We start from the raw sequence: 26,308 nt of genomic DNA, 5'->3' as shown, positions 1-26,308 counted from the left end.
CCTACCTCTCCGCCGCCGACCGCACGGACTCGGCGAGGCGTTCGTCGTCCCCCGGCGGCACCGCACGCAGGTCCAGCAGGCACCGCCCGCCCTCCAGGCGCCCCACCACGGGCACCTCACCGGTGCGCAGTACGGCGGCGTAGGGCTCCGGCAGGGACAGCGCGGCGCTGGGCAGCGTCACTCCCGGCGCCCCGCCGCCGCCGACGGTGGCGGTCCCGGCGACGGCCCGGACGTCCTCGATCCCGGCGGCGCCCAGTGCGGCGGCGAGGTGTTCGGCCCGCCGCATGAGCCCTGCGGCGTCGGCGGTCAGGAAAGCGGCCGTCGGGGTCCGGGGGCCCGTCAGGGTCGCCTCCAGGGCGGCCAGGGTGAGCTTGTCCACGCGCAGGGCACGGGCCAGGGGGTGCCGGGTGAGGGTGCGCAGGAGTTCCGCGTCGCCGAGGAGCAGTCCGCACTGGGGGCCGCCGAGCAGTTTGTCGCCGCTCGCCGTCACCAGGGCCGCGCCGGACCTCAACTGGGTCTCGGCGTCGGGCTCGTCGGGCAGCAGCGCATGGGGCGCGAGCAGTCCGGAGCCGATGTCGGCCACCACCGGAACGCCCAACGCCGACAGATCGCCGACACCGGCGGCCCGAGTGAAGCCGGTGATGCGGAAGTTGGAGGGATGGATCTTCAGGACGAACGCCGTGCCGGGGCCGATCACGTCGGCGTAGTCCTGGACGGTCGTACGGTTCGTGGTGCCGACCTCGCGGAGCCGGGCCCCGGTGGAGACCAGCAGGTCCGGCAGCCGGAAGCCGTCCCCGATCTCCACCATCTCACCGCGGCTGATGACGATCTCCCTGCCCGCGGCGAGCGCGGTGGCGGCGAGGACGAGCGCGGCGGCGCCGTTGTTGACGACATGGGCCGCGGCGGCGGACGGCACCCGGCCGCGCAGCGCGTCCAGGGCCGTACGGCCCCGGCCGGCGCGAACACCGGTGCGCAGATCGAGTTCGACGTCCGTGGGCCCGGCGGCGTCCTGCACCGCCTGCCGGGCCGCGGCGGACAGGGAGGCGCGGCCGAGGTTGGTGTGCAGCAGGACCCCGGTCGCGTTGATCACCGGACGCAGCCCGCCGACCACCCGCGGCAGCAGCGCCACGGCGGTGTCCGCCACCTGCTCGGGGGTGACGGCGCCCTGGCGTGCCCGCTCCTGCGCCTGCCGGACCGCGGCCTTCACCGGGCCCGGCCCGAGCCGCGCCGCCGCGTCCACCAGGCGCGCGTCCCGCAGGACGGCGTCGGTACGGGGGATCCGCCGGCGGGCATCGCTCACCGCACGGTCATGGCCGGTCCGGCCGTGACCGGTCGGGCCGGAACCGGGGGCGTCCGCACCGGTCTCCTGGCCCGCTCGCCGCCCCGTGACCTGTTGCTCCACCTGGCCTCTCCGTCCACAGACCGACCTCGCGGGGGTGTCAACGCCCGCCCATGGTCTCCCAGTGCCCGCGGCCGTCCGCACGACACGCCGTACGAGAGGTCAGGCTTCCGCGCACCCGCTGTCCGGCCGCTCCCCCGGGCAGCCGCTCGGGTACCCGGCCGGGACCGGACGACGCGTCCCGGCCTGCCTTCGCGTCACCGCCGTCCGTCCACGCGGCCTCTCGGGACGCCGACCCGCGAACCGGCGTCCAGCGTCTACCACGGGAAGCCGTAACAGGGCGTGATCTCGGGGCGCGGGGCGAACCACCCACGGCAGGCGATGGGTGACGGCACGTCAATCCCCCGGGAAGACAGCCGGGAAGGCAGCCGTGGGGTGCGGCCCGGTCGGGGCGCTCAGCCGCCGGTGTGGTCGGTGCGGAGCCGTACCTGCTCCTCCAGACGGCGCAGGCTGCTGTCGAGGGCGTCGCAGGCGGCGCGCTCGCCCGGATCGTGGCGGTCGTCGAAGAACGACAGGTGGACCGTCACCTCGCTGGCGCCGCTGCCGATGCCCGCGACCTGGAGCCAGCCCGCGTAGCCGCCCTGCTCGCGGGTGCCCCACTCGATCCGCATCTGGTCGCGTTCGGCGCGCAGCTGAGCGGCGGTGTCCCGGTCCGCGTGGTCCTCGTGCACCGTGACGGCCGGGGGCTCCTCCGCGTGCACGTGCAGTTCGCCGGGCAGCCAGGCCTCGAACCGGCCGACGTCGGCGGCCTCGTCGAAGACGCGCTCGGGCTGAGCGGACATCGTGCGTGAACGTTCGTACTCGGCCATGACGGCACCGTTCCTCCGCTCGGGGGTCGTACGACGAACGCGTGCCCCTTCTGCCGCGGCCGAAAAGCGCGGGCGCCGGAAACGGCTCGTGGGCGGGACGTCAGGGCGGGGCGCGCCGCAGTGCGCGCAGCACCGCCCAGGTGACGGAGACGAACGGGACGGCGACCACGGCGCCGATCACGCCCGCGACGATGCCGCCCGCGATGACGGAGACGGCGACGACGAGCGGGTGCAGGCGCACCGCCCAGCTCATCACCACCGGGTGCAGCACATGTCCTTCGAGCTGGCCGATGACGACGATCAGGGCGAGCACGGCCACCGCGGTGAGCGGGCCACGCCCCGCGAGGGCGACCACCGTGGCCACGCCGAGCGCGACCGGTGAGCCGATCAGCGGCACGAACGTGGCGAAGAACTCCAGGAGCGTCAGCGGCAGCGCGAGCGGTACGCGCAGCACCAGCAGGACGACACCGACGAGTACGGCGTTGGTGGCCGCCACGATGATGATGCCGCGCGTGTACCCGGCGAACGTCCGCCAGGCGGCCTGCCCGGCCCGGTCCCACACCGGCCGGGCCTCGCTGGGCAGCAGCTGGTCGCGCGCCCACCGCCAGAGATTCTCGCCGGAGTGGATGAAGAAGACGGAGGAGAAGACCGCGAGGGCGACCCCGGTGACCAGTTCGACGAGCCTGCCGAAGCCGCTGAGCGCGCTGCTGAGGAGCCCGGCGCGGTGGGCGGACAGGTAGGCCAGGACCTGCTTCTGCAGGTCGGCCAGTTTGCCCTGGCTGAGCCGGAACGGCGGGCGCTGGAGCCACTGCTCGATCCGGTGGATGCCGCCGCCGAACTCGCCCGCGAGCTTCGCCGACTCCCCCGCCACCGCGTTGCCCACGAGCGCCAGCAGGGCGAGCAGGAGCAGCAGGCTGCCGACCAGGGCGACGGCGACGCACAGCGCTCGGGGCAGGAAGCGGTTCAGCAGGTCGGTGAGGGGGCGCAGGACCGAGGTGATGACCAGGCCCAGGAACAGGGCCACGGCGATGAGCTGGAAGCGGCCGAGGACGGTGAAGACGCCGTAGACGACGACGCCGACGAGGATGAGGCGCCAGGCGTAGGCGGCGGCGACCCGCAGCCAGGGCACGGTGCTCTCGGCCTTCGGGACCAAGGGAACGGTGCGGGCGCGCGGCGGGAGGCGTACGGAGTGCGCCGCGCGGCTGCCGGGCACCCGGCGCGCGGCCCGGCGCCCTCGGCCCGGCCCTCCCGCCGGAGCGCCCGCACCAGCCACCGCGCCTCCCCTTCCGGACCGGCCGTCCCGTCCGGGCCGTCACACCCGAACCGCCGGACCGCGCCGCCTTCGACATCGCCTGTCGAGCGCTGGTGAGCACCCGTGAGGCGTCTTGAGCCCTCTTGAGCCGTCTTGAGCACCGTAAGGGCTGGTCGGGCGAGGGCAGGGGTGCAGTTCGCCCGGGTGGGCGGTCATCGGGGGCATCAGGGGGAACGGGCGCCCGTCCGGCGCACGGCGTGGTGCGGGTGGGCCGGGGCGGTCCGGCCCGTCACGGCGGTGTCTCCTCCAGCAGTTCGGGGCCGTTGTTGCGGACGCTGTTGACGGCCGGGGAGACGGGCCGGGCGCCGAGCCTGCCGTCCGCAGGCGGGCTCAGCAGCGCCCGCAGTTCGCCGGGGTCCTGATGGCGGGGGTCGAGCCAGGCGTCGTAATGCTCCGGGCTGAGGGCCAGCGGCATCCGGGGGTGGACACGGCCGGCCTCGTCGGTGGCCTCGGTGGTGATGATGGTGCACGTGGTCAGCCAGGCGGCGGGGTCGTCGTCCCGCGCCACGTGCGGGTCGCGCCAGTACGCGTACAGGCCGGCGAGCGCCATCAGCGCGCCGTCCTCGGGGCTGATGTAGTACGGCTGCTTGCGGGTCCTGCCGGTGTCGGCGGACTTGATCTGCTGCCATTCGTAGAAGCCGTCGGCGGGCAGCAGGCAGCGATTCCGCACGAAGGCGCGGCGGAAGGCCGGCTTCTCGTGCACGGTCTCCACCCGGGCGTTGATCATCCGGGCGCCGGCCCTCACGTCCTTCGCCCAGGACGGGACCAGTCCCCAGCGCAGCGGCCGCAGCTCCCTGCGTACGGCGGCCGCGGTGCGGTCCTCGCGCGGGGCGCGTTCGAGAACGGCCCACACCTCGTCGGTCGGGGCGACGTTCCAGCTCGGCGCCAGCGCCTCCGCCGGGCGCCATTCGGTGACCCGGAAGTGCCGGACCAGGTCCTCCGGACCGCGGGTGGAGACGTAGCGACCGCACATGGGGCCAGGGTGCCACGGCGGCACGGCCGCGGTCGGGAGCGCCTCACGGGGCGGGGATGCGGCGGGGGGCTCTCCCCCCCCCGTTCTGTTGGGGGGGCCGACTGATGGGGACTGTGTTGGGGTCCGACTGATGGGGACTGATCTGATGGGACTGATGGAGCTGGTGGGCTCTGACGGGGTCTGGTGGGCCTCACGCCTCCGGTGTCGGCAGGGTCACCTCGAAGCGGCAGCCGCCCGGGATGTTGCGTACGGCGGCCCGGCCCTGGTGGGCCTCGACGATGCCGCGGACGATGGCCAGGCCCAGGCCCGCTCCCGCGGGGGGTGTGCGGGCGTGGGTGCCGCGCCAGCCGGTGTCGAAGACGCGCGGAAGGTCCTCCTCGGGGATGCCGCCGCAGCCGTCCGTGACGGACAGGACGACCCCGGCGGGGGAACGTGCGGCGGCTACCGCGACCGTGCCGTCGGCGGGTGTGCGGCGGATCGCGTTCACCAGCAGGTTGCCCAGTACGCGGCTCATCTCCTTGCCGTCCACCTCGACCGGCACCGGCTCGACGTGGTCGGCCACGAGGTGGACGCCGAGTTCCCTCGCCAGCGGGTCCGCCCCGGCGAGCGCGTCGCCGACCAGGTCGTACACGGAGATCCGGGAGCGGGTGAGGGCCAGGGAGCCGGCGTGGATGCGGGACAGCTCGAAGAGGTCGCCCACCATGTCGTTGAGGCGCTCCACCTCGGTGCGGATCTGCCGGAGGTAGCGGTCCGGATCGGCGGCCACCCCGTCCTCCAGCGCCTCGGACATGGCGCGCAGTCCGGCGAGCGGGGTGCGCAGGTCGTGGGAGATCCAGGCGACGAGTTCCCGGCGGGAGGACTCCAGGGCACGCTCACGCTCCCGGGACTCGGCGAGCCGGGCACTGGTGGCCGCCAACTCGCGGCTCACCGACTCGAGTTCGGCGGTCGCCGGACGGTGGGGCGCGGCGAAGTCGCCGCCGTCGCCGAGCGAGCGGGCCGCGCGGGCGAGCTCGCGGCTGCGGGCCACGACCCAGCGGCCCAGGAGCAGCGCGGTGGCCAGGGACACCACCGCCGCCATCGCCACGACGGTGGTGACGACGGACAGGTCGTGCGCGGACAGGAACATCGCCTGGGCCACGGCCAGGGTGCCGGTCAGCATCGCGCCCACCGCCACGGCGGCGACCACGGCGAGCGAGGCCGTCAGCGAGCGCCGCCGGATCAGCCGCAGCGCGCCCGCGCCGGCCAGACCCGCCACGGCGGCGCCGAGGAAGGCGTACAGGGCGATGAACAGGGTGTCGCGCACCGTCAACTCCCGTCGTGTCCGGTGGGGTCGAACCGGTAGCCGACGCCCCACACGGTCTGGATGAGACGGGGCCGGGCCGGGTCGTCCTCGACCTTGCCGCGCAGCCGCCGGACGTGGACGGTGACCGTGGAGAGGTCGCCGAAGTCCCATCCCCACACCTCGCGCATCAGGTCCTCGCGGCTGAAGACCCGGCCGGGGTGGCGCAGGAAGAAGGTGAGCAGGTCGAACTCGCGCAGGGTGAGCGCGAGTTCGGCGCCATCCCTGGTGGCACGGCGGCCGGCCGGGTCCACGGCGAGTCCGGCCGCGGCGAGCGGCCGCGGCGCGGTGGCGGGCCGGGTACGGCGCAGCACCGACTCCACCCGCAGGACGAGCTCGCGGGGGCTGAACGGCTTGGTGACGTAGTCGTCGGCGCCGACCTCCAGGCCCAGGATGCGGTCGTCCTCGTCGCCGCGGGCGGTGAGCATGATGACCGGCACCGGGCCGCGCCCGCGCATCCGGCGGCACACCTCCAGTCCGTCCATGCCCGGCAGCATCAGGTCGAGCACGACCAGGTCCGGCCAGTGGGCGGCGGCCAGGGCGAGCGCGGTCGGCCCGTCCGCGGCACGGTCGACGACATGGCCCGCGCGGTCCAGGTAGCCGGAGACGATCTCGGCGACCGTGGCGTCGTCCTCGACGACCAGCACCCGCGCCGCCCCGGCCGGCCGCCGCTCGCCGGACCCGGCACCCGTGGACTCGTACGACTCCTGCATACCTCCAGCGTGACACCGCCCCCACCCCCATGCCGCCCCCGAGCGCTCCCCACCCTCGGACGTCCGCATTCCGTAAGGAGTCCGGGCCGGACGGGAGTGAGGCACCTCACGGGAAGGTCACGAATACGTATCGGACATTCCACGCTTCAATCTTCACGCCAGGCACACATGTTCGCTAAGTTGACGACCAGGCCGCACGATTGCCTCCGGCGAGTCGCGTCGGATCGTGCGACCTCCGCCGAGTCCGGTAGGCACCCACAGCGGCCGGAGCCGGGGAACCGACCAACCTCGGGGTGAAGCGGCTCAACTGTCCCTCCGGACAGGGGCCGTAGGGCACGCCTTCCACAGAACGTCCGCCCGACGCCGAGAGCAGAACCGGTAGGCGGCCCATGGGAGGAGTGCGTCCTTCTTGACGCGGGAACGACCGAGCGACGACAGGCCCAGCCGCGCCGAGGTCCAGCAGCGGATCAGCAGCCTCTACGACCAGGCGGAGAACGCCACGGGGAATTTCAACGCCACCCGTGCGATGAGCAAGAGCGCACGTACGCGGCGCGGTTCGGCCGGCTGGAGCGGTTCCGGGGGATCCGATCCGGCGCTCGACCGGGTGGCCAGGAAGTGGTTCGACGTGGGGCGCGCCCAGTTGGGTCCGACCATGCCAGCGGTCCTGCCGCCGGACCGTATGCCCAACCCGGCCAACTCCCCTGCCGCCGCGCCGAGCAGGCGTCCGGCGGATGTCCGCGAGAGCCTGGGCCTCGAGGCGGGCAGGGCGTCTCTGCCGGAGCTGACCGCGGGCCCGGCGGGCCCGGTACCCGAACTGCCGGCCGCGGTACGGGACACCACGCCCCCACCGGAGTTGCCCGCCGCGCCCACCGCCGCCGTGCCCGCCTCCCCCGTGGCGGAACTGACCGCCCGCTCCATGGAACCGCCGGCCGCCGGAACGGCGGGACCGGTGCCCACCGGCACCATGGAAGTACTCCCCAACAGGACCATGCAGCCGCCGCCCGCGGGGACCATGGGGGCCCTCCCCGCCGACATCATGCAGGCACCCCCCACCAGCAGCATGGAAGCACTCCCCGTCGGCATCATGCAGCCACCGCCCACCGGCACCATGGAAGCCCTCCCCGCCGACATCATGCAGGCACCCCCCACCAGCAGCATGGAAGCACTCCCCGCCGACATCATGCAGGCGCCCCCCACCAGCAGCATGGAAGCCCTCCCCGTCGGCATCATGCAGCCGCCGCCCACCGGCACCATCGGCCCGCTGCCGAACGGGACCACAGGGGTACTCCCGACAGGAACCATGGAAGCGCCGACCACCGGCACCATGGGCGTACTCCCCACCGGCACCATGCAGGCACCACCCACCGGCACCATGGGCGTACTCCCCACCGGCACCATGCAGGCACCACCCACCGGGACCCTGGAGGCGTCGGCCACCGGGACCATGGATGTGCTCAGCATCGGAAGTCCGAGCACTGCGACCCCGCCCGCGGGCCCCGTCGCGGGGTTTGCGGGTGTGGCCGAGGCGGGGCGCCAGGTGGTCGGCGGGGCGGGTGTCGCGGTCGCGCCCCGCCGGCAGGCCGCGGTGCGGCGGCCCGCCAAGGAGCGGATGCGGAACAAGCTCGCCCGGGCCGGCGAGATGCTGTCCCGGCACGCCGCGCAACAGAGCGCGCCGCCGCCCGCTGCCGTCGGGGCGCGCCCGGCCGAGGAGCCCCGGCCCGCGCCTCAGCCGGAGGCGGCGCAGTGGCAGCAGCACGCCACGGGACTGTTCGACACGACCCCGCCGCTGGACGGCAACTCGCTCTTCGACGCCAGCCAGGCCGGCGGCCCGGGAGCGGCGGGCGAGCCGGGGGCCGCCACCGGCCCCGACCCCGCCACCGGCCCAGGCGACGGCGTCGGCGACAGCCCGGTCTCGGCCTACGAGCGGAAGGCCGCCAAGGCGCTGGCCTTCGCCCGCGCCCAGATCGGCAAGCCGTGCGTGTGGGGGGCCACCGGTCCGGGCTCCTACGACTGCTCGAGTCTCACCCAGACCGCCTGGCGGGCCGCCGGCGTGGCCCTGCCCCGTACCACCCACGAACAGGTCGGCTCCGGCGCGACGATCCAGCTCGCCGAACTGGAGCCGGGGGACCTGATCTTCTTCTACGGCGAGGTCAGTCACGTGGGCCTGTACGCGGGCAACGGCACCATGGTCCACGCCCCGAGTCCGGGTGCGTCGATACGCGAGGAGTCGATCTTCTTCGCGGGCCCACGGGCCATCCACAGCGCGATACGTCCAGCCTGAGCCGTCACGGCCGTCACGGTGGGAGGCCCGGGGAGCCGGAGCCTCCCGACCCGCCGTTCACGCGTTCTTGCGGCCCACCCCGGCGTACACCCAGAACTGGGACGGATCCTCCGGGATCTCCTCGTCCCGGTCCGGGCGCCACAGCGGGACGTAGACCAGCCCCGGCTCCGCCAGGTCGAAGCCGTCGAAGAGGGACGTGATCTCGTCGTGGGAGCGTGCCGTGACCGGCGAGGTGGCCCGGTCGCGGTACAGCTGCCCGACGGCCGCGGCCGTGTCCGGACGGTCCTCGTCCGTGGCGTGGGTCAGGGCCAGCCAGCTGCCCGCGGGCAGGGCGTCCCGGAAGGCGGCCACGATGCCGCCCGGGTCCTCCTGCGGTGTGACGAAGTGCAGGATCGTGATCATCAGAACGGCGACGGGCTCCTCGAAGTCGATGAGCTTGCTCACCTGCGGCGCGGAGAGTATCCCCGCGGGATCACGGATGTCGGCGGCCACGATCGCCGCGTCCGGGTTGTCGGCGAGCAGGGCCTCGCTGTGCGCGACCGCGACCGGGTCGTTGTCCACGTACACCACCTTGGCGCCGGGGCTGGCGGCCTGGGCGACCTCGTGCACATTGCCCTGGGTGGGGATCCCGGAGCCGAGGTCGATGAACTGGCGTACCCCGGCGTCCACCAGGAACCGCACGGCGCGGCCCAGGAAGGCGCGGTTGGCACGGGCCAGAGTGCGCACCTGGGGATCGATCGCCGTGAAGGCGGCCACCGCCTCCCGGTCGATGGCGAAGTTGTGCTCGCCGCCCAGCATCGCGTCGTACATCCGGGCCACGCTGGCCTTGCCCGGATCCACGCCCCGCGGCAGTCCGTCTCCGTCCCGCATGACCAACTCCCCTACTATGAAACGACCTTGACTGTTCATCATATAGTTGCCGGTGGCATACGACGCCGTACCGCCCGACCGGTCCGACCGGCCTGTCCGTCCCCGCCCCACCGGACCTCCGGCCCACCGGCCCCACCCGGAAGGCACACGATCCTGCGGAACACAGAACGCGGCCGGCCGGAAGGTCCACCCCCCACAGGGCCGCTCCGCCGCCCCTCGCACTTCTCCCCCGCGGCCGACGCCATCGGCTCCGCGCTCGACCTGCACCTGACCGGCCGTCATGTCGTGCACGCGCTCGCACCGGGTTTCTGCGACGCGGCCTCGGTGTACCTGCTCCAGCGCTGGCTGCTGGAGGAGCACTCGCGCACGGCCGCCGACCCGCCTCAGATCGAGGCACGCCGGCTCGCCCTGCGCATAGGGTCGGACACCTCGGAGGACTGGGAGCACCTGCTGCCGGTCGGGGAGGTGCTGGTCTTCCCCCGCCACACGCCCTACGCGCGTGCCGTGGCGACCGGAGAGACCCAACTGCTCGACGGCGTCGACCGGCACACCTTCGAGAGGCTGCGCAGCACCGACCCGGACGACGCCGGCGTGGACGCCCTGCTGCGCAGCGCCTCGTTCCTCATCGTCCCGCTGCGGCTGCGCGGCGCGGCGGTCGGCTTCATCGCCTGCACACGCGGTCCGGACAAGGACCCCTTCACCCGCGGCGAGGCGGTGGCGGTGGAGTCGCTCGGCGCCCGGGCCTGCGTCGCCCTCGACAACGCCCGCCGCTACGAACGCGAACGCCGCACGGCGCTGGCCATCCGCCGCAGTCTGCTCCCGGAGACCGGGCAGGCCTTCGAGAGCTGCCGGGTCGCACACGGCTACCGGCCCGCCGGGCAGGACAACGTCATCGGCGGCGACTGGTACGACGTGCTGCCCCGAGGGGACCGGCGACTGGCCATGATCGTGGGCGACGCCATGGGCCACGGGCCGGAGTCCGCCGTGGCCATGATCCAGCTGCGGACCGCCGTCCGCACCCTCGCGGCGCTCGACATCAGCCCGGCCGAACTCATGGACCGGTTGGACGCCGTCGCCGGCACGACGCCCGGCGCCTCCTTCGCCACCTGCATCTACGCGGAGTGGGACGCGGAACTGCACACCTGCACGTTCGTCGGCGCCGGCCATCCACCGCCCCTGATCCGCGGTCCCGGCCGCCCGGCGGCGCCGGTCGCCCTCGCCTCCGCCGGTCTCCCCCTGGGACTGGCCACCGGCCCCTACGAGCCGACCGTGCTGCACCTGTCCGAGCCGACCCTGCTGCTGCTCTACAGCGACGGTCTGGTCGAGTCCCGCACCCGCGACATCGACCAGGGCATCTCGCGCCTCGCCGGTGCCCTGGACGCCGTGACCGACGACGTACCGGACGCCGCGCACCCGGACGCGCTGCCGTCGTTGTGCCGGAGGCTGCTGGCCGACTCCGGTCACGACGGCGCCGACGACGTCACGGACGACCGGACCCTGCTGCTGGCCGAGCTGACCCCGGGGAAGAACTGACGGGGGCCGGGGAGGGCCCGTCGGGTTGCCGCCCTGGGCTGCTTGTCGCATGAGCGGAAGCGGCCGTTCGAGCGGTGTCCTCACCTGATGTGGTGAGGGGTTGCTGCACGAGGCGTACGCAGGCGGCGCGAGCGCCGTTTGCTCCGGCATGGAAAGCACTTCTCGGGCCGTGCCGCGCCGGCCCGGCCACTTCCCCGCGGAACAGCCCTACGCGGAACTGACCGGCGGGCCCTCGAACCAGTCACCGGTCCACTCGCCGCCCCGCGCGGTGGACCTGGCGCCGGCGCGGGCCACCGGGGGGCACGCGCCCGAACCCTCCCAAGTGCAGTGGGCGTCCTTCGCGGACGCCGGCTCGCCGCCACCGGCCGTGGCGTCCACGGGGCGGGAGCCTGTCACGCCGTTGCTGCGGCCCTGGGGCGTCGGTTCCGGGGAGCCGCCGCCGGAAGGGGCGGCGCGGGTCGTCCCCGCGGTCCCCGCGGTGCCGGTGCCGCGCGGGCTCCCGGGCCTGTGAGTCCGGACGGAGAAGGGGCCGGGCCGTTCCCCGGAGCCCGGCCCGGACCACGCGGGGCACCACTTGCTCACGGCTCGGTGACGGCGGCATCACGATGGTGGGCGTGGGCGTTGCCCGGCCCCGGGGGTGTCGTTGAGCGCGGCATGGAAGCGTGGGAGGACGGCGAATGCCCCTGGTGCCGCTCGCTGCTCGGCTCCGGCCGGGCCCTCACCGTTCCGGACGCCGGGCTCCGCGTCGATCGCCCCTGGCACCGGAGCGACGACGGCCGGACGGCCTGGTGGGAACGCGCACGCCTGGTCATGCTGCCGCTGGCGGCCCTCACCGTGGCGGCCGCGCTCATGCTGGCGCTGTCCTGACCTGTCGACCGCCGCGAGCGCGACCGCTGGGGCACCGCGCTCACGGCGGCGGCAGGTTGATCGGCCCAGCTCAGGCCCAGCTCAGGCCCAGCTCAGGCCCTGCTCAGGCCCTGCTCGGAGCCCAGATCAGGCCCTGCTCAGAAGGAAGACGGAAGGCTGGTGGTCCGCCAGGAGCGCCGGCATGATCTCGGCAGCTGCCCGCCGGACAGCGAAGCAACGTCATCATCTCTGCGCGTGCACGACGGATCATTCGGACGCCGGGCAGCCCGCACGGCCCCTCACGGCCGAGGGCGCAGGCGGGCCGCGAGCACCGCGACGTCGTCGTCCGACCGGCCGGAGCCCGGGGCGCACAGGAATGCGCCGAGGATGCCGTCCAGGAGTTCGCCGGCTTCCGTACCGGGCCCCGCCCGCAGGCCCGGGAGCCGGGCGAGCGAGGTGTCGATGTCCTCGCCGCGCCGCTCGATCAGCCCGTAGGTGAACATGACCAGGGTGTCGTCCGGCGCGAGGGGCAGCCTCGTCGCCTCGTGGGCGGCGAGCCCGGTGCCGGGGCCGGTGCCGATCGGGGGGCCGACCCGCAGCGGGACGGGCCCGGCCGTGCCGTCGTGGTGGAAGAGGACCGGCGGCAGGTGCCCCGCGCTCGCGAGCAGGGCCGTTCCGTCCGCCGGGTCCAGCAGGGCCAGCAGACAGGTCGCCGGGCGGCGGCCGCTCTCCGCGGACATCATGGCGTCCAGCCGGCGCAGGATGCCGTGCGGCGCGAGGTCGGTGGAGGCGACCAACCGCAGCGTCGAGCGGTAGGCGTTCATGTCGACCGCCGCGTCCAGGCCGTGGCCCATGACGTCACCGACGACCAGCAGGACGCGGCCGGAATGCAGGTGCAGCGTCTCGTACCAGTCGCCGCCCACGCGCCCGCCCGTGCCGCAGGGCACGTGACGGGCCGCCAGTTCCACGTCGGGGTGCATGCGCTCCGGGTCGGCCGGCAGCACTTTCCGCAGGTCCCACACCCTCGGCCCGGCCTCGCGCTGTTCCTCCGCGTGCCGCATGTGCGCGGCGGCCAGCCGTGCCGCGTGGTGGACGGCCGCCGTCTCGTGGTCGTCGAAGGGACGGCCGGCCCGCAGGACGAGCACGACCCCGTAGACCCGGTCCCAGGCCAGCAGCGGCACCGAGAGGGTCGCCAGGGCCGGGCCGCCGTGGGTGGACGAGGCCGTGATCGGGTGGCCCGCGTCCAGGGCGCGGACGGAGACCTGGTCGCGCGGGGCCTTCTCCAGGCTGTCGAGGAGGTCGCGCCGCCCGGCCACGGCGGCGGAGCGCAGGGACTCGCCCGGTTCGCGGTGGCCCTCCTGCGGGCCGTAGAGATCGACAGTCGCGGAGTCGCACAGTTCGTCGACCAGGAAGGCGGCGAGTTCGGCCGCCGTCCTGCGATCGTCGAGGGTCGTACCGATGGCGGCGACCGCCCGCCGGGCCAGTGCGAAGCGATCCGTCGCGGCACTCCCGGGGTCCGACACCAACTCACCTTCCACCGCGACCCCTTTCTCCCGTTCTGCCAGATTCATCCCAGCATCGCGGGCGGGCATCGGCGGGTAGCGACCCGCTGCGCCAGGACCGCCGGAGCGGATTCTTTACCGAGGTGAGGGGTGGTGCACCAGGCCGGGGAGGGGCGATGCCCGTCGGGCTTCACGAACGCCCACTCACCATGGGCTTCACAAAGCCCCGACATCATGGCCAACATCGTCCTGACCATGGCCAGATGTTCACGAGAAGTGAGGGCACTGTGGCAGAGACCGAGGGACCGGCGGTGCCCGAGCGGCTGCTGATCACCCGCACCACGGCCGACGACGGCAGCTGTGTCGTGGCCCTCGCCGGAGAGGTCGACCTCGACGGCAGCGCACATCTCCGCGACGTCCTGCTGTCCTGTCCCGAGACCGCGCCCGGCACGGTGGTCGACCTCCGTGACGTGACCTTCATGGACTCCAGCGGCATCAACGCCCTCATCACCGCCCACCAGGCCGCACAGGCGGGCGGCACCCGGCTGCGCCTGGCCGCACCCCAGGAGACGGTCCTGCGCGTGCTCGAACTCGTCGGCCTGGACACGCTCATACCCTGCTACCCCACTCTGGAGGCGGCCCTGGCGGCCCGCTGACCCGTACGGCCGGAAAGACCGGGTCACCCCGGCGTCCCGTACACCTGCCGCGTGTTGGGGCGGGGTGCCGGCCGGTGCCGGGCCGCGGGGCCCTCGGCGAAGGCGCGCAGCAGGTTCTCCGTGGTACGAGTGACGAAGGCCCGGGTGCGGGCGTCCATGCCGTGGTCGCGGCCTCCCTCGGGGGTGCCGGCCATCAGCGCCTCCACCCAGCGCATGGTGCCGGTGGCGACGACGCCCGCCCCGCTCGGCACCGTGTAGTACGCCGAGTCGCTGTGGCTGCGGGCGCCTGCGCACACCAGCGGCGAGTGCGCGGTGATCTGCAGCGGTTCGGGCGCGGGCGATCCAGGGGTGACCCGGTCGTACTCCACTCCGACCAGGTGGCCGTAGCTCTCGCCGGGGCGGGCACCCGTGCCCTCGTACAGCCAGTGGTCCGCCGCGTGCACGACGTAGGGGGCGTCCACCGGATATCCCTCGTACAGGACCCCGGTGAGGGACGACTCGGGGTCGGCGCCCGGGGCCTGCCGGAAGTCGGTGGTGACCAGGGCCGGGCGGGTCGGGTAGCAGGGGTCGTCGCGGTAGGAGGACTTGTAGCAGACCACGGTGCGCCCGGCCCCCGCCCCGCCCGCTTCCAGGCGGACCCGGCGGAAGCAGGTGTTGGCGCCGAGGAAGGCCACGTTGGTGCCCGCGTCGCGGGCCCCGGCGACGTGCCGGCGCTGCTCGGGCGTCCAGTACTCGTCGTGGCCCAGGCAGACGAGCGCGGTGGCGCCGCGGAGGACGCCGGGGTCGTGGTGCAGATCGGTGCCGGTGGTGTAGGCGAGGGGTATGCCGAGGCGTTCGGCGAGGACCACGGCCGCCCATTCGTACACCAGGAACTTCTCGGCGCCGTTCACGTCGTAGGGCCGGTCGAAGCTGACGGCCAGGGATCGGGTCGCGTACGCGCCGGAGGCGCCGGAGTACAGACTGGAGCCGCCCCAGCGGTTGTACGCCTGCCAGGTCGCCGGGGCGTGCAGGAGTACGGTGCGGCCGGCGCCGTGCGTGGAGCGCACGATGAGCGGCACGTACCGCTGATGGCCGTTGTCGGCGTCGAGGCGCAGCAGGTAGGCGCCTTCGGGCCAGTCCTCGGTGCCGAAGGCCAGGGTGCGCGGCCAGTCGGCGCGGACGGTGCGGGTGGCCGACAGCGTCCGGGCGGCCGGCTGCGCGCGTCCGCGCACCCGCGCCGAGCGCCACACGAGCCGCGCGTGGCTGCCGCCGTACCAGCCGACGCGGAAGGCCGAGACACGGAAGGAGGACGCCGTGGTCGACACGTGCAGGCCGCACTCCTGGCCCGGGGTGACGCTGATCCGGTCGGTGTAGCCGGCCACCGCGTCCGGCGGGCCGAGGGAGCCGATCCGCCAGTCCCGGGTCCCCGAGCGGTCCCGGTCCGCCTCGGGGCGGCGGCTGTCCGTCGCGGGGGACGGCCGGTTCGCGGACGTGTGGTCGCAGGCGACGGCCGCCGCGCCCAGTCCGGCCCCGGCGCACAGGCCGAGGAACCGCCTGCGGGCCGGGCCGTGCCCGGAGCCCCTTTCAGTGCGCTCCGCGCCCGGGTCTGCCCTGCCCTCCGGGTCCCCCGTGTTCCGCGTGTGCTCCTGTGCGTGGTGCGGGCTCACATCGCCTCCCAGGGGGTGAAAGGGCCCTCCCCGCGGATTCCGACGCGCCTTCGTCGAAGGTAGCGGCTGCGGCGGGGGTCCGCACGGCTCGCGCACACCGGGCGCGAGGGCCGTGGGTGCGGCGGACCCGGACCGCCGGTACGAACCACCGGTACGGGTCGCGGGTACGGGTCGCCGGGTGCCCCGCGGCACAGGAGCGCGTACGGGCATGACCGCGGGGCCCTCGGCCGATGACGGTCCTGACGGCCCCGTGAGCGAGGTGGCCTGCGCGCCGAGGGCCGTCTGCGCACTGCCGGCCCGGCGGCGGTCCTCAGCCGGTCTTGCCGCGTCCGGTGACGGCGTCCCTGATCCGGTCCACCAGTCCCGCACCGGGCGCGAGGAGCTTGTTCACGGGCGGCCTGTCCGGAGCGGCGGGGTGCGGCCGGGTCGGCGCGGTCTTCTTCGCCGAGCGCACCTTCTCGCCGAGCTGTTCCAGGTCCTCGGGCCCGGTGGCCTCCCGCAGCAGGGGGAAGAGGCTCTGTTCCTCGTCGGTGACGTACTCGCGGATCTCCCGCATCAGACGGCCGACGAGCTCGTCGGACCGCGGGTCGTCCGCGCCGAGGCCCTCCAGGTCCTTCATGGTCCGCTCGGCCTCCGCGTGGTCCTGGATCTCCCGGTCCGCGATCGCGTCGCCCTCCCGGACGTAGTGGCGCACCGCCGGGTACAGGTACATCTCCTCGGCCACGCAGTGGCGGACCAGTTCGATGGTGGCCTGGTCGGAGAGGTCCTTGCGCCGCGCGTGCCCAGTCGGGAGGGCCTCCATCTGCGCGAAGATCTCCTCCACTTCACGGTGGTCGGTGGTCAGTTCCCGGATGACGTCTCCGCCGTGTCCCATGGCAGGGCTCCTTGCCGGTGGCGTTGCAGGTCGTACCGCTGGACCGCCGCCGGGTTCCCGCGCCGGGCGCCGGCACACCGCCGAGCGGGCGGGGATCACGCCCGGCCCGATTGTCCTCGCGCGGCCCGGGAACCCGGCTGACGCCGTATACACCTGTACTCCCCTCACACCGTCACACCCCTGGGAGAGAATCATGAGTCTGCTGCGCGTGACCGGTCGTCCTCTGCTCGCCTCCATGTTCGTCGCCGGAGGCATGAACTCCCTCCGCAGTCCCGAGGCGGTGGCGAAGGTCGCCGAACCCGTCGTACGGCCGATCACCGAGCGGGTGGCGGTGCTGCCGGACCGCACCGAGCAGGTCGTGCGGCTCAGCGGCGGCGTACAGGTCGTAGCGGGCGTGCTGCTGGGCCTGGGGCGGTTTCCGCGGCTCTCGGCCGTCGCCCTGGCCGCGACGCTGGTGCCGACCACCCTGGCCGGACACCGCTTCTGGGAGGCGGAGGACGACGCCGGGCGCGTCCAGCAGCGCATCCACTTCCTGAAGAACCTGTCCATGCTGGGCGGTCTGCTGATCGCGGCCGACGACACCGGCGGCGCGCCGTCCCTGCTGTGGCGCGGCCGTCACACGGCCCACGAACTGCGGCGCGAGGCACGCCTGGTGCGCCGCTCGGTACGGGCCACCGCACGCCCGGCCGCCGCGGTCGGCGGCCTGCGCGCCAAGCTGCCCGCCCGGAACGGGGCATGAACGGCGAGGTCCGCGGCTGACCGGCGAAAGGCCGCGGTTCCCGCGACGAGGAGGACACGCGATGAACGAGAACGCCCGCGCCGGGGCCCGCCTTCCGGTGTTCACCGGGCAGTCCGGTCACGACCTGCTCGGGATCTATCTCAACGACCACCTGGCGGGTGCCACCGCGGGTACGGACCGCTCCCGCCACCTCGCCATGGCGTGCCGGGGCTCGGAGATCGGCGACGCGCTGGGCCCGATCGCGGCCGAGATCGCCGAGGACCGCAGGAGCCTGCTGGAGATCATGCGCCGGCTCCGGATACCCGTACGGCGCTACAAGGTGTACGCCGGCCGCCTCGGTGAAAGGGCCGCGCGACTGAAGAGCAACGGCGGCCTGATACGGCGTTCTCCGCTGACCTCCCTGCTGGAGCTGGAGTTGCTGCAGATGGGCGTGCAGGGCAAGGCCTGCGTCTGGGAGGTCCTGCGCGGGCTCGCCGACCGCGACACGCGCCTGGACCGGCAGCAGCTCGACGACCTGCTCGAACGGGCCCGGCGGCAGCGGCGCATCGTCGAGGAACTGCGCAGGCTCCAGGCCGCCGAGGTCTTCCGGGACCGCTGATCCTCACCCGCGGTGCCACTCGCGGGACGAGGGACCCGCGGCCGCGAGCCGCTGACCGCTTCCCCTCCGCGTCCCATGTGCGTGCATGGCCCAGCGATTACCTACGCTTGGTTCAACAGTCCAGACTGATAAACCTATTGTTACTACGTGGACGTCGAACAGGTCGGTGCCGGCACCGCGGCCGACCCTCCGGAAAGCACGGAAAGCCAGGAAGGCCACGAAGCCTCGGAAGGCACGGCTCCCCTCGCCTCCGATCTGCGCGTGGCCGTCGCCCGGATCACGCGGCGGCTGCGGCAGGCGCACGCGGTGGGTGACGTGTCGCTGTCCGGCATGTCGGTGCTGGCCCGGCTGGCCGCCGACGGCCCGGACTCGCCGGGCTCGCTGGCCGAACTGGAACGCGTCAGGCCGCAGGCGATGGCGGCGACCCTCGCCGCCCTCGAACAGCGCGGCCTGGTCCTGCGCTCCCCCCACGCCGTCGACCGGCGCCGCAGCGTGGTGGCCGTCACCGCCGCCGGGCGCGACATGCTGGCCGCGCGGCGCACCGAGTCCGTACGCCGGCTCGCCGACGCCATCGCGGAGTTCACACCGCGGGAACAGCGCACGCTCGCCGCCGCGCTGCCCCTGCTCGACCGGCTGGCGGAACGGCTGTGACCCCCCGCACGCCGGCCGCCGTGGGCCCCGGCTACAAGTGGGTCGCCCTGTCGAACACCACACTCGGTGTGCTGATCGCCACGATGGACGCCTCCATCGTGATCATCTCGCTGCCGGCGATCTTCCGCGGCATCGGGCTCGATCCGCTCGCGCCGGGCAACATCAGCTATCTGCTGTGGATGATCCTGGGCTACCTGCTGGTCTCGGCCGTGCTGGTGGTCGTGCTCGGCCGGCTCGGCGACATGTTCGGCCGGGTGCGCATCTACAACCTGGGGTTCCTGGTCTTCGCCTGCGCGTCCGTCGCGCTGTCCCTCGACCCGTTCAGGGCCGGGGCCGGTGCGCTGTGGCTGATCCTGTGGCGGGTGGTGCAGGCCTTCGGCGGCTCGATGCTCACCGCGAACTCGGCCGCCATCCTCACCGACGCCTTCCCCGCCGGGCAGCGCGGGATGGCCCTGGGCGTCAACCAGATCACCGCGCTGGCCGGCCAGTTCCTCGGGCTGCTCGCGGGCGGGCTGCTCGCCACCGTCGACTGGCGTGCCGTGTTCTGGGTGAGCGTCCCGATCAGCGTGGGCGGCACCATCTGGTCCTACGTGAGCCTGCGGGAGACGGCCCCAGAACGGCGCGGCCGCGTGGACTGGCCGGGCAACCTCACCTTCGCCGCGGGTGCCGGGTTCCTGCTCGCCGCGATCACCTACGGCATCCAACCCTACGGCGGGAACGCCACCGGCTGGGGCAACCCGTGGGTCCTCGCCGGACTGGTGGGCGGCTGCTTCCTGCTGATCCTGTTCTGCTTCATCGAGACACGCGTGGCCGAGCCCATGTTCCACCTCGCGCTGTTCCGGGTGCGGGCGTTCGCCGCGGGCAACGTGGCCGCACTGCTGACCGCGATCGCGCGCGGCGGGCTCCAGTTCATGCTCATCATCTGGCTCCAGGGCATCTGGCTGCCCCTGCACGGCTACGACTTCGAGGACACCCCGCTGTGGGCGGGCATGTTCATGCTCCCGCTGACTTTGGGGTTCCTGCTCGCCGGTCCCGTCTCCGGCTATCTCTCCGACCGGTTCGGCGCCCGGCTGTTCTCCACGACCGGCCTGCTGCTGGTGACCGCGTCCTTCCTCGGTCTGCTGGCCCTGCCGGTGGACTTCGCCTACGGGCCGTTCGCGGTGCTGCTGCTGGTCAGCGGGTTCGGCCAGGGCATGTTCTCGGCGCCCAACACATCGTCGATCATGGGCAGCGTGCCGCCGGAGTACCGGGGCGTGGCCTCGGGCATGCGCTCCACCTTCCAGAACTCCGGCACCGCCCTGTCCATCGGCGTGTTCTTCTCCCTGATGATCTCGGGGCTCGCGTCCTCCCTGCCGTCGGCGCTGAGCGACGGGCTGCGGGCGCACGGCGTTCCGGCGGCCGCGGCCGAGCACGCCGCCTCGCTGCCACCGGTGAGCACGCTGTTCGCCACGTTCCTCGGCGACAACCCCGTACAGCACCTGCTCGGACCGAGCGGAACGCTCGACCGGCTGCCCGCGGCGCAGCAGCAGGCCCTGACCGGGCACACGTTCTTCCCGCAGCTGGTCTCCGGGCCCTTCCACCACGGTCTGACCATCGTCTTCGGCGTCGCCGCCGCGATGGCCCTCGTCTCCGCCGTGGCCTCGGCATTGCGCGGCCGTCACCGGCTGCCCGACGAGGGGGCCCGGCGAGCGGCCCCACTGCCCGGGAACACGCCGGCGGGACCCTCGCTCGACGAGCAGGGGTCCCGCTGAGGGCGCTCGGGCCGTCCGAAGGCGGTCTCCGAATTCGGCTGAGGACACTCCGGGGGCGTCCGAGGACGCTCGGATCGTCGTCCTCGCCGTCCGGGGTCAACGCTTGAAGACGTCCTTCGTCTTCTCCTTGGCCTGACGGGCGTCGCCCTTGGCCTTCTCGGCCTGCCCCTCGGCGGTCATCCTCTCGTTGCCCACCGCGCGGCCGACCGTCTCCTTGGCCTTGCCCTTCATCTGTTCCTTCTTGGCCTTGCCCTTCTGGTCACCAGCCACTGTCGCTCACTCCAAGCACATCGCTGTCGGTGTCATGTTCCGGGTGCTCGGCGGGGCGGCGGCCAAACCTCCCGATCACGCTCCCGATCACGACGGGTGACCGGCCCTGGTCAGCCGTGGCCCGCACGGGTGTGCTCGCTTCGGACCCCGCGCGCATCGCGCCGGCCGCGGGGGTGCCGGTCGTGGTGGAGGTCGAGGACGGCGAGGGCCAGGGCCCCCAGCAGGGCCACGAGGGCGCAGCCCACGGCGAGGGCGACGGCATCGTGGTAGTTCTTGCCGTTCGCCGCGAGCACCATGTAGTACAGGCCCGGCAGGGCCGCCGTGCCCACCGCGCCCCCGAGCCGTTGTCCGGTCTGCAGGGCGCCGCCCGCGGCCCCGGCCATCCGCACCGGCACGTCACTCAGTGTCATGGTCACGTTCGGGGAGATGACACAGCCGCTGCCCACGCCGCCCACGAACAGGGCGGGTGCGGCCCACCACGCCTCGGCGCCCGGCGGAGCCGACCGCAGGATCAGCGCGGTGGCTCCCAGCCCGACGACGACGGTGACCAGCCCCCAGAGGGTCAGCAGCCGCCCGAACCGCTCCACCAGCCGGCCCGAGATCACCGCCGCGGCCGCCGATCCGATGGCGAACGGGGTCACCGCGAGACCGGAGTCCAACGGCTCGTAGCCGAGGCCGTCCTGGAAGAACAGGGCGAACACCAGCCACACCCCGCTGAACCCCACGAAGTACAGCGCGCCCAGCGACGTGCCCGCCGCGTAGCCGCGCGTGCAGGTCAGCAGCCGTGGATCCAGCAGCGGCCGGCCGTCGCGCGCCGCGACCCACCCCTCCCAGCGGGCGAAGGCCGCCAGGAGCGCCAGGCCCACCGGGAACAGCCACCACAGCCGGCGCAGTCCCCCGCTGTCGGCGAACACCAGGGGCAGCATCAGGCCCAGCACCCCGGCGCCCAGCAGGACCACGCCCGGCAGGTCCAGGCTCTCCCGGCGGCCGCGCGCCACGCGGGGCAGCAGCCGGAGGCCCAGCAGCAGCGCGACCGCGCCGATCGGCACGTTGACGTAGAAGATCCAGCGCCATCCCTGGGTGCCGTGCGCCAGGGCCAGGATCAGGCCTCCGGTGACCGGTCCCACCGCGCTGGAGATGCCCACCGTGGCGCCGAAGAGACCGAAGGCGCGGCCTCGCTCGGCGCCGCGGAACATCTGCTGGATCAGCGCCGAGTTCTGCGGGGCCAGGCAGCCCGCGCAGGCGCCCTGCGCGATCCGGGCCACGACGAGCCATGCGATCGTGGGCGCGGCGCCCGCTCCCGCGCTGCAGACCACGAAACCGGCCAGGGACCACAGAAAGATCCTGCGCCGTCCCATCGCGTCGCCGAGCCGGCCCGCCGGGACCAGGGCGAGGGCGAACGACAGGGCGTAGCCGGAGACGACCCACTGCACGGCGGCCGCCGAAGCGCTCAGGTCCCGCTGCATCGACGGCAGCGCCACGGCCACGATCGTCACGTCGAGCAGGCTCATGAATCCGGTGGCGAGCGTGACCCACAGGGCCTTCCAGCGCCGCGGATCGAGTCCCGCCGTATCGCCGGTGCGTCCGCCTGCCCGCGCGTCCCTGTTCACGAAGGCTCCTCGTTCACGAAGGCTCCTCCCGGTCGCCGCCGAAGCACGCACCGGCGGTCGGAATCGGCGCGCTCCAGCCGCGTTCCCCGCCGGTCGCCGTCGCATACTGCCGCACGGGCTCGGCCCGTCGGCCCAGGTGCGCGGCAGCCTCGCCCAGTGCCGGGCGGCCCGCCTCGGCGGCGCAGCGGTCCCGCCCGACCACCTGGCGGGCGTGGTGGATCGCGGCGTCGCGTTCGCTGCCCGGCGGCAGGCCGAGCGCGCGTTCCACACGGCTGGGCCATACAGTGCCCGTTGACGCGATCCGAGGGTTCAAACCCGTCGCCGGCCGGCGGCTGAACGTCCCGGGCGGCACGCTCCTTTCCGACGGTCCGGAGGAGATCGCCCGGCGCTTCCCGTGAGCCGGGCCGGCCGTGCCGCGCCTGGGCGGCACCACCCCGCCGGGCGGTCCCTCCCACCCCGGCTCGGCAGGCGCGTCGGCGTGAGAGGGGGAAACATATGGGTGTGAGGTGTACGCACGGGGGTAGGCGCTGCGGCGTCCGCCTTGATCAACAAGGTGGACGCGCACTGAAGATGTTCCGGCTGAGAGGGAGGGCCGCACGATGGCGGTGACCACGGAGGCGAAGGCGACTCGGGCTCGTACGGAGCTGCCGGAGGTGGCCGACCCCTCAAAGGTCGCGCCCACCGACGCGCGGGCCCTGTCGCGCCTGTTCTTCGACCGGCTGGCGAAGCTGGAGGAGGGCACGCCCGAGCACCAGTACGCCCGCAACACGCTGATCGAGATGAACATGTCCCTGGTCCGCTACGCGGCCGGCCGCTTCCGCAGCCGGGGCCCGCAGGAGATGGAGGACATCGTCCAGGTCGGCATGATCGGGCTGATCAAGGCGATCGACCGGTTCGAGCTCGCCCGCGAGGTGGAGTTCACGTCCTTCGCCGTGCCGTACATCGTCGGCGAGATCAAGCGTTTCTTCCGCGACACCTCCTGGGCCGTGCACGTCCCGCGCCGGTTGCAGGAGGCCCGCGTCGAGCTGGCCAAGGCCACCGAGGAGCTCGGCAGCCGGCTGGGCCGCAAGCCCACGACCGTGGAGCTCGCGGAGCTGATGAACCTGCCCGAGCAGGAGGTCGTCGACGCGATGGTGGCCTCCAACGGCTACACCTCCGCCTCCCTGGACGCCGCCGTCAGCGGCAGCGAGGAGGGCGAGAACGTCCTCGCCGACTTCATCGGCGCCGAGGACACCGGCTTGGAACTCGTGGAGGACATCCACAGCCTGGCTCCGCTGCTCGCGGAACTCGACGAGCGGGACCGGCTGATCATCCACATGCGGTTCGTCGAGGAACTCACCCAGGCACAGATCGGGGAGCGCCTGGGCATCTCCCAGATGCATGTGTCCCGCCTGCTCAACCGGCTGCTGGGCCGGCTGCGGCAGGGCCTGCTGACCAGCCGCTGAACCACGGCCCCGACCGGACCTCAGGACCCGGACGCGCGCTCCGGTGGGGCGGGGCGGCCGGCGGGGCTGCCGGCCGCTCGGCCGTCGCCGACCAGGGTCTGCTGGGCGTGCGGGACCACGTGGATGAGGCGCAGGACGCCCCACAGGATCAGCCCGGCACCGATCAGCTCCGGCAGGAGCCACCAGCCCGTGCGGATCTGCTCGCCGAAGAGCGTGACGCCCAGCAGCAGGCTCACCGTCGCGTCGCCGAGCGTCAGCGCCGGCTGGGAGGCGGCCAGCGAGCCGGCCTGGAGGGAGTTCTCCAGCAGCAACAGGGCGCCGACCCCGGTGAGGGCGAAACCGTACGTCTGCCAGGTGGTGAGGAAGACCGCGAGGCCGGAGCTGTCCAGGGTGCCGGCCGCCGACTTCAGCAGGGCGGCGGTCAGGGCGTTGCCGATGGCGGCGGCCGCGGCCAGCACGGCGGCGCGGAACAGGGAGGGGCGTCCCGGCCGGGCGAGGACCACCGCCGCCGCCATCGCCCCGAGACACACCGCCAGGGCCGGGACCCACCGCATCATGGACGCCTGGTCCCGGGCCCCGGAGGGCGCGGCCGAGACCAGGACCAGCGTGAGGCCGCCGACCATGCCCGCCACACCCCACCAGCCCGCTCGGGGCAGCCTGCGGTGCATCAAGGGAGCGGCGATGAGCAGGGCGAAGGGCAGTTCCAGGATGAACAGGGGCTGCACGAGCGCCATCGGGCCGTTCACCAGCGCGAGGGCCTGGAACAGGGCGGCCCCCATCACCCCGCCGATGCCCGCCAGCCAGGCGGGGCGGCGCGCCAGGGCGAGCAGCAGGCGCAGTCCGCCGCCGCGCGCGACGGTGGAGGCCGCCTTGCGCTGGAAGGCCGTGCCCATGGCGTTGCTGGCGGCCCCCATGACGGCGAAGCACGCAGCCAACCCGATCACAGGTCCACCATGCCCGACCGGCGCCGTGCCGTCCTGCCGTCGGGCAAGCCATAAATCGGCCTTATGAGCCCATAGACCGGACCCGCGTACCAACTTAGGCTTGCCTTAGTTTAGGGTTGCCGACGAGTCGACCATCCTCGCTCGAAGGGAACCTGATCATGCCCCGCCCCCTGCGGGTAGCCATCGTCGGAGCCGGCCCCGCCGGGATCTACGCCGCCGACGCCCTCCTCAAGTCCGACGTGGCCACCGAGCCGGGCGTGTCCATCGACCTCTTCGAGCGCATGCCGGCCCCGTTCGGCCTGATCCGCTACGGAGTCGCCCCCGACCACCCGCGCATCAAGGGCATCGTCACGGCCCTCCACCAGGTGCTCGACAAGCCGCAGATCCGGCTCTTCGGCAACGTCGACTACCCGGGCGACATCAGCCTGGACGACCTGCGCGCGTTCTACGACGCCGTGATCTTCTCCACCGGCGCGACGGCCGACCGGGCGCTGCCCATACCCGGCATCGAGCTGGACGGCTCGTACGGCGCCGCGGACTTCGTCTCCTGGTACGACGGGCACCCGGACGTACCGCGCACCTGGCCGCTGACGGCGCGGAAGGTCGCCGTGCTCGGGGTAGGCAACGTCGCCCTCGACGTGGCCCGCATCCTGGCCAAGACGGCCGACGAGCTGCTGCCGACCGAGATCCCGCCGAACGTGCACGAGGGCCTGAAGGCCAACGAGGCGGTGGAGATCCACGTGTTCGGCCGCCGGGGCCCGGCGCAGGCGAAGTTCAGCCCGATGGAGCTGCGGGAGCTGGACCACTCCCCGTCGATCGAGGTCGTCGTCGACCCCGAGGACATCGACTACGACGAGGGCTCCATCGCGACCCGGCGGGGCAACAAGCAGGCCGACATGGTCGCCAAGACGCTGGAGAACTGGGCGATCCGCGACGTCGGCGACCGGCCGCACAAGCTGTTCCTGCACTTCTTCGAGTCCCCGGCCGAGGTCCTCGGCGAGGGCGGCAGGGTCGTGGGCCTGCGCACCGAGCGCACCGCGCTCGACGGCACCGGCAACGTCAAGGGCACCGGCACCTTCAAGGACTGGGACGTCACGGCCGTGTACCGGGCCGTGGGCTACCTCTCCGACAAGCTGCCCAAGCTGCCCTGGGACCTGGAGTCGGGCACGGTCCCGGACGAGGGCGGGCGGATCGTCGCCGAGTCCGGCGAGCACGTGCGGTCCCTGTACGTCACCGGGTGGATCCGGCGCGGCCCCGTGGGCCTCATCGGCCACACCAAGGGCGACGCCAACGAGACGGTCGCCAACCTGCTGGACGACTTCGCGAACGGGCGCCTGGACACCCCTGCCTCGCCCGCCCCCGAGGCCGTCGACGCCTTCCTCGCCGAGCGGAACGTCCGCTTCACCACGTGGGACGGCTGGCACCGGCTGAACGCCGCGGAGAAGGCCCTGGGCGAGCCGCAGGGCCGCGAGCGCGTGAAGATCGTCGAACGCGAGGACATGCTCCGCGCGAGCGGCGCGTAGTCCGGCACGCCCGCCGCCGGGCAG

Annotated in this window: 25 protein-coding genes and 1 riboswitch; of the genes, 11 read left to right on the top strand and 14 right to left on the bottom strand. The window is 73.6% G+C overall.

Going from position 1 to position 26,308, the window contains the following annotated elements:
- Position 1: 1 nt before the first annotated feature.
- The 6 genes from selA to TNCT6_RS31940 all read right to left on the bottom strand — a co-directional run bounded on the left by selA (position 2) and on the right by TNCT6_RS31940 (position 6,545).
- Complete coding sequence (gene selA, locus TNCT6_RS31965; RefSeq protein ID WP_141364604.1) at positions 2-1,300, bottom strand: L-seryl-tRNA(Sec) selenium transferase; 1,299 nt, start codon at positions 1,298-1,300, stop codon at positions 2-4.
- A gap of 494 nt (positions 1,301-1,794) precedes the next feature.
- Positions 1,795-2,208: an SRPBCC family protein gene (locus tag TNCT6_RS31960; protein WP_141364602.1), complete on the bottom strand. Its 414-nt coding sequence runs from the start codon at positions 2,206-2,208 to the stop codon at positions 1,795-1,797.
- Between the two features lie 100 nt (positions 2,209-2,308).
- Entirely contained in the window at positions 2,309-3,481 is a 1,173-nt protein-coding gene (locus tag TNCT6_RS31955) for an AI-2E family transporter (protein ID WP_141364600.1), read from the bottom strand.
- A gap of 268 nt (positions 3,482-3,749) precedes the next feature.
- The gene (locus TNCT6_RS31950) at positions 3,750-4,493 is read right to left on the bottom strand and encodes an SOS response-associated peptidase (protein ID WP_141364598.1); all 744 of its coding nucleotides are present in this window, start codon (positions 4,491-4,493) and stop codon (positions 3,750-3,752) included.
- A 190-nt stretch (positions 4,494-4,683) separates the two neighbouring features.
- On the bottom strand, positions 4,684-5,796 hold the full coding sequence (locus TNCT6_RS31945; RefSeq protein ID WP_141364596.1) for a sensor histidine kinase KdpD: 1,113 nt from the start codon (positions 5,794-5,796) through the stop codon (positions 4,684-4,686).
- A gap of 2 nt (positions 5,797-5,798) precedes the next feature.
- Positions 5,799-6,545 carry a response regulator transcription factor gene (locus tag TNCT6_RS31940; protein WP_141364594.1) on the bottom strand — a complete coding sequence of 249 codons (747 nt, stop codon included), beginning with the start codon at positions 6,543-6,545 and terminating at the stop codon, positions 5,799-5,801.
- 226 nt (positions 6,546-6,771) lie between these two features.
- Positions 6,772-6,946, top strand: a riboswitch (cyclic di-AMP (ydaO/yuaA leader).
- Between the two features lie 8 nt (positions 6,947-6,954).
- Here TNCT6_RS31940 and TNCT6_RS40500 point away from each other — a divergent pair.
- Positions 6,955-8,826 carry a C40 family peptidase gene (locus TNCT6_RS40500; protein ID WP_141364592.1) on the top strand — a complete coding sequence of 624 codons (1,872 nt, stop codon included), beginning with the start codon at positions 6,955-6,957 and terminating at the stop codon, positions 8,824-8,826.
- 57 nt (positions 8,827-8,883) lie between these two features.
- On the opposite strand, the gene TNCT6_RS31930 is transcribed toward TNCT6_RS40500, so the two are convergent.
- Positions 8,884-9,696 carry an SAM-dependent methyltransferase gene (locus tag TNCT6_RS31930; RefSeq protein WP_141364590.1) on the bottom strand — a complete coding sequence of 271 codons (813 nt, stop codon included), beginning with the start codon at positions 9,694-9,696 and terminating at the stop codon, positions 8,884-8,886.
- Positions 9,697-9,981: 285 nt separating this feature from the next.
- Between TNCT6_RS31930 and TNCT6_RS31925 the strand changes: the two genes are divergently transcribed.
- From TNCT6_RS31925 to TNCT6_RS31915, 3 genes are all read left to right on the top strand, one after another.
- Entirely contained in the window at positions 9,982-11,229 is a 1,248-nt protein-coding gene (locus TNCT6_RS31925; protein ID WP_373996217.1) for a PP2C family protein-serine/threonine phosphatase, read from the top strand.
- Between the two features lie 148 nt (positions 11,230-11,377).
- Complete coding sequence (locus TNCT6_RS31920; protein WP_141364588.1) at positions 11,378-11,740, top strand: hypothetical protein; 363 nt, start codon at positions 11,378-11,380, stop codon at positions 11,738-11,740.
- A 143-nt stretch (positions 11,741-11,883) separates the two neighbouring features.
- Positions 11,884-12,096, top strand: coding sequence for a hypothetical protein (locus TNCT6_RS31915; protein WP_141364586.1), 213 nt, complete (start codon positions 11,884-11,886; stop codon positions 12,094-12,096).
- A gap of 278 nt (positions 12,097-12,374) precedes the next feature.
- Here TNCT6_RS31915 and TNCT6_RS31910 read toward each other — a convergent pair whose 3' ends face one another.
- Positions 12,375-13,598, bottom strand: coding sequence for a PP2C family protein-serine/threonine phosphatase (locus TNCT6_RS31910; protein ID WP_253266297.1), 1,224 nt, complete (start codon positions 13,596-13,598; stop codon positions 12,375-12,377).
- Positions 13,599-13,864: 266 nt separating this feature from the next.
- Here TNCT6_RS31910 and TNCT6_RS31905 point away from each other — a divergent pair, with 266 nt between their 5' ends.
- Positions 13,865-14,233, top strand: coding sequence for an STAS domain-containing protein (locus TNCT6_RS31905; protein WP_253266296.1), 369 nt, complete (start codon positions 13,865-13,867; stop codon positions 14,231-14,233).
- A 23-nt stretch (positions 14,234-14,256) separates the two neighbouring features.
- On the opposite strand, the gene TNCT6_RS31900 is transcribed toward TNCT6_RS31905, so the two are convergent.
- Together TNCT6_RS31900 and TNCT6_RS31895 are read right to left on the bottom strand one after the other, a co-directional pair.
- On the bottom strand, positions 14,257-15,879 hold the full coding sequence (locus TNCT6_RS31900; protein ID WP_253266295.1) for a N,N-dimethylformamidase beta subunit family domain-containing protein: 1,623 nt from the start codon (positions 15,877-15,879) through the stop codon (positions 14,257-14,259).
- Between the two features lie 310 nt (positions 15,880-16,189).
- Complete coding sequence (locus TNCT6_RS31895; RefSeq protein ID WP_141364580.1) at positions 16,190-16,753, bottom strand: hemerythrin domain-containing protein; 564 nt, start codon at positions 16,751-16,753, stop codon at positions 16,190-16,192.
- Between the two features lie 193 nt (positions 16,754-16,946).
- On the opposite strand from TNCT6_RS31895, the gene TNCT6_RS31890 reads away from it, so the two are divergent.
- The 4 genes from TNCT6_RS31890 (at position 16,947) to TNCT6_RS31875 (ending at position 20,492) form a co-directional block, all read left to right on the top strand.
- Positions 16,947-17,492, top strand: a complete 546-nt coding sequence (locus TNCT6_RS31890) for a DoxX family protein (RefSeq protein WP_141364578.1) — start codon at positions 16,947-16,949, stop codon at positions 17,490-17,492.
- Between the two features lie 61 nt (positions 17,493-17,553).
- Positions 17,554-18,090 (top strand): hypothetical protein, encoded by a 537-nt coding sequence (locus tag TNCT6_RS31885; protein WP_141364576.1) that lies wholly within the window; start codon positions 17,554-17,556, stop codon positions 18,088-18,090.
- A 147-nt stretch (positions 18,091-18,237) separates the two neighbouring features.
- Positions 18,238-18,741 (top strand): MarR family winged helix-turn-helix transcriptional regulator, encoded by a 504-nt coding sequence (locus TNCT6_RS31880; RefSeq protein ID WP_141364574.1) that lies wholly within the window; start codon positions 18,238-18,240, stop codon positions 18,739-18,741.
- An 83-nt stretch (positions 18,742-18,824) separates the two neighbouring features.
- Positions 18,825-20,492, top strand: coding sequence for an MFS transporter (locus tag TNCT6_RS31875; RefSeq protein WP_253266472.1), 1,668 nt, complete (start codon positions 18,825-18,827; stop codon positions 20,490-20,492).
- 96 nt (positions 20,493-20,588) lie between these two features.
- Here TNCT6_RS31875 and TNCT6_RS31870 read toward each other — a convergent pair whose 3' ends face one another.
- The 3 genes from TNCT6_RS31870 to TNCT6_RS31860 all read right to left on the bottom strand — a co-directional run bounded on the left by TNCT6_RS31870 (position 20,589) and on the right by TNCT6_RS31860 (position 22,640).
- Positions 20,589-20,762, bottom strand: a complete 174-nt coding sequence (locus TNCT6_RS31870; RefSeq protein ID WP_141364572.1) for a CsbD family protein — start codon at positions 20,760-20,762, stop codon at positions 20,589-20,591.
- Between the two features lie 110 nt (positions 20,763-20,872).
- Entirely contained in the window at positions 20,873-22,372 is a 1,500-nt protein-coding gene (locus tag TNCT6_RS31865; RefSeq protein ID WP_253266294.1) for an MFS transporter, read from the bottom strand.
- Between the two features lie 13 nt (positions 22,373-22,385).
- Positions 22,386-22,640 carry a hypothetical protein gene (locus TNCT6_RS31860; protein WP_141364567.1) on the bottom strand — a complete coding sequence of 85 codons (255 nt, stop codon included), beginning with the start codon at positions 22,638-22,640 and terminating at the stop codon, positions 22,386-22,388.
- A gap of 331 nt (positions 22,641-22,971) precedes the next feature.
- Here TNCT6_RS31860 and TNCT6_RS31855 point away from each other — a divergent pair, with 331 nt between their 5' ends.
- Positions 22,972-23,817 (top strand): SigB/SigF/SigG family RNA polymerase sigma factor, encoded by an 846-nt coding sequence (locus TNCT6_RS31855; RefSeq protein ID WP_141364565.1) that lies wholly within the window; start codon positions 22,972-22,974, stop codon positions 23,815-23,817.
- 20 nt (positions 23,818-23,837) lie between these two features.
- Here TNCT6_RS31855 and TNCT6_RS31850 read toward each other — a convergent pair whose 3' ends face one another.
- Complete coding sequence (locus tag TNCT6_RS31850; RefSeq protein WP_141364563.1) at positions 23,838-24,761, bottom strand: DMT family transporter; 924 nt, start codon at positions 24,759-24,761, stop codon at positions 23,838-23,840.
- A gap of 158 nt (positions 24,762-24,919) precedes the next feature.
- Between TNCT6_RS31850 and TNCT6_RS31845 the strand changes: the two genes are divergently transcribed.
- Positions 24,920-26,284 carry an FAD-dependent oxidoreductase gene (locus TNCT6_RS31845; protein WP_141364561.1) on the top strand — a complete coding sequence of 455 codons (1,365 nt, stop codon included), beginning with the start codon at positions 24,920-24,922 and terminating at the stop codon, positions 26,282-26,284.
- Positions 26,285-26,308: the final 24 nt, after the last annotated feature.

The organism is Streptomyces sp. 6-11-2, assembly GCF_006540305.1.
Taxonomy (GTDB): domain Bacteria; phylum Actinomycetota; class Actinomycetes; order Streptomycetales; family Streptomycetaceae; genus Streptomyces.
This window is presented reverse-complemented; position numbering and strand designations above follow the sequence as displayed.

Bases quoted from the DNA above. Each gene is read 5' to 3' on its own strand.
- TNCT6_RS31960 (WP_141364602.1), bottom strand. From the start codon at position 2,208: ATGGCCGAGTACGAACGTTCACGCACGATGTCCGCTCAGCCCGAGCGC.
- TNCT6_RS31920 (WP_141364588.1), top strand. From the start codon at position 11,378: ATGGAAAGCACTTCTCGGGCCGTGCCGCGCCGGCCCGGCCACTTCCCC.
- TNCT6_RS31950 (WP_141364598.1), bottom strand. From the start codon at position 4,493: ATGTGCGGTCGCTACGTCTCCACCCGCGGTCCGGAGGACCTGGTCCGG.
- TNCT6_RS31930 (WP_141364590.1), bottom strand. From the start codon at position 9,696: ATGCGGGACGGAGACGGACTGCCGCGGGGCGTGGATCCGGGCAAGGCC.
- TNCT6_RS31845 (WP_141364561.1), top strand. From the start codon at position 24,920: ATGCCCCGCCCCCTGCGGGTAGCCATCGTCGGAGCCGGCCCCGCCGGG.
- TNCT6_RS31915 (WP_141364586.1), top strand. From the start codon at position 11,884: ATGGAAGCGTGGGAGGACGGCGAATGCCCCTGGTGCCGCTCGCTGCTC.
- TNCT6_RS31940 (WP_141364594.1), bottom strand. From the start codon at position 6,545: ATGCAGGAGTCGTACGAGTCCACGGGTGCCGGGTCCGGCGAGCGGCGG.
- TNCT6_RS31875 (WP_253266472.1), top strand. From the start codon at position 18,825: ATGGACGCCTCCATCGTGATCATCTCGCTGCCGGCGATCTTCCGCGGC.
- TNCT6_RS31890 (WP_141364578.1), top strand. From the start codon at position 16,947: ATGAGTCTGCTGCGCGTGACCGGTCGTCCTCTGCTCGCCTCCATGTTC.
- TNCT6_RS31885 (WP_141364576.1), top strand. From the start codon at position 17,554: ATGAACGAGAACGCCCGCGCCGGGGCCCGCCTTCCGGTGTTCACCGGG.
- TNCT6_RS31895 (WP_141364580.1), bottom strand. From the start codon at position 16,753: ATGGGACACGGCGGAGACGTCATCCGGGAACTGACCACCGACCACCGT.
- TNCT6_RS31855 (WP_141364565.1), top strand. From the start codon at position 22,972: ATGGCGGTGACCACGGAGGCGAAGGCGACTCGGGCTCGTACGGAGCTG.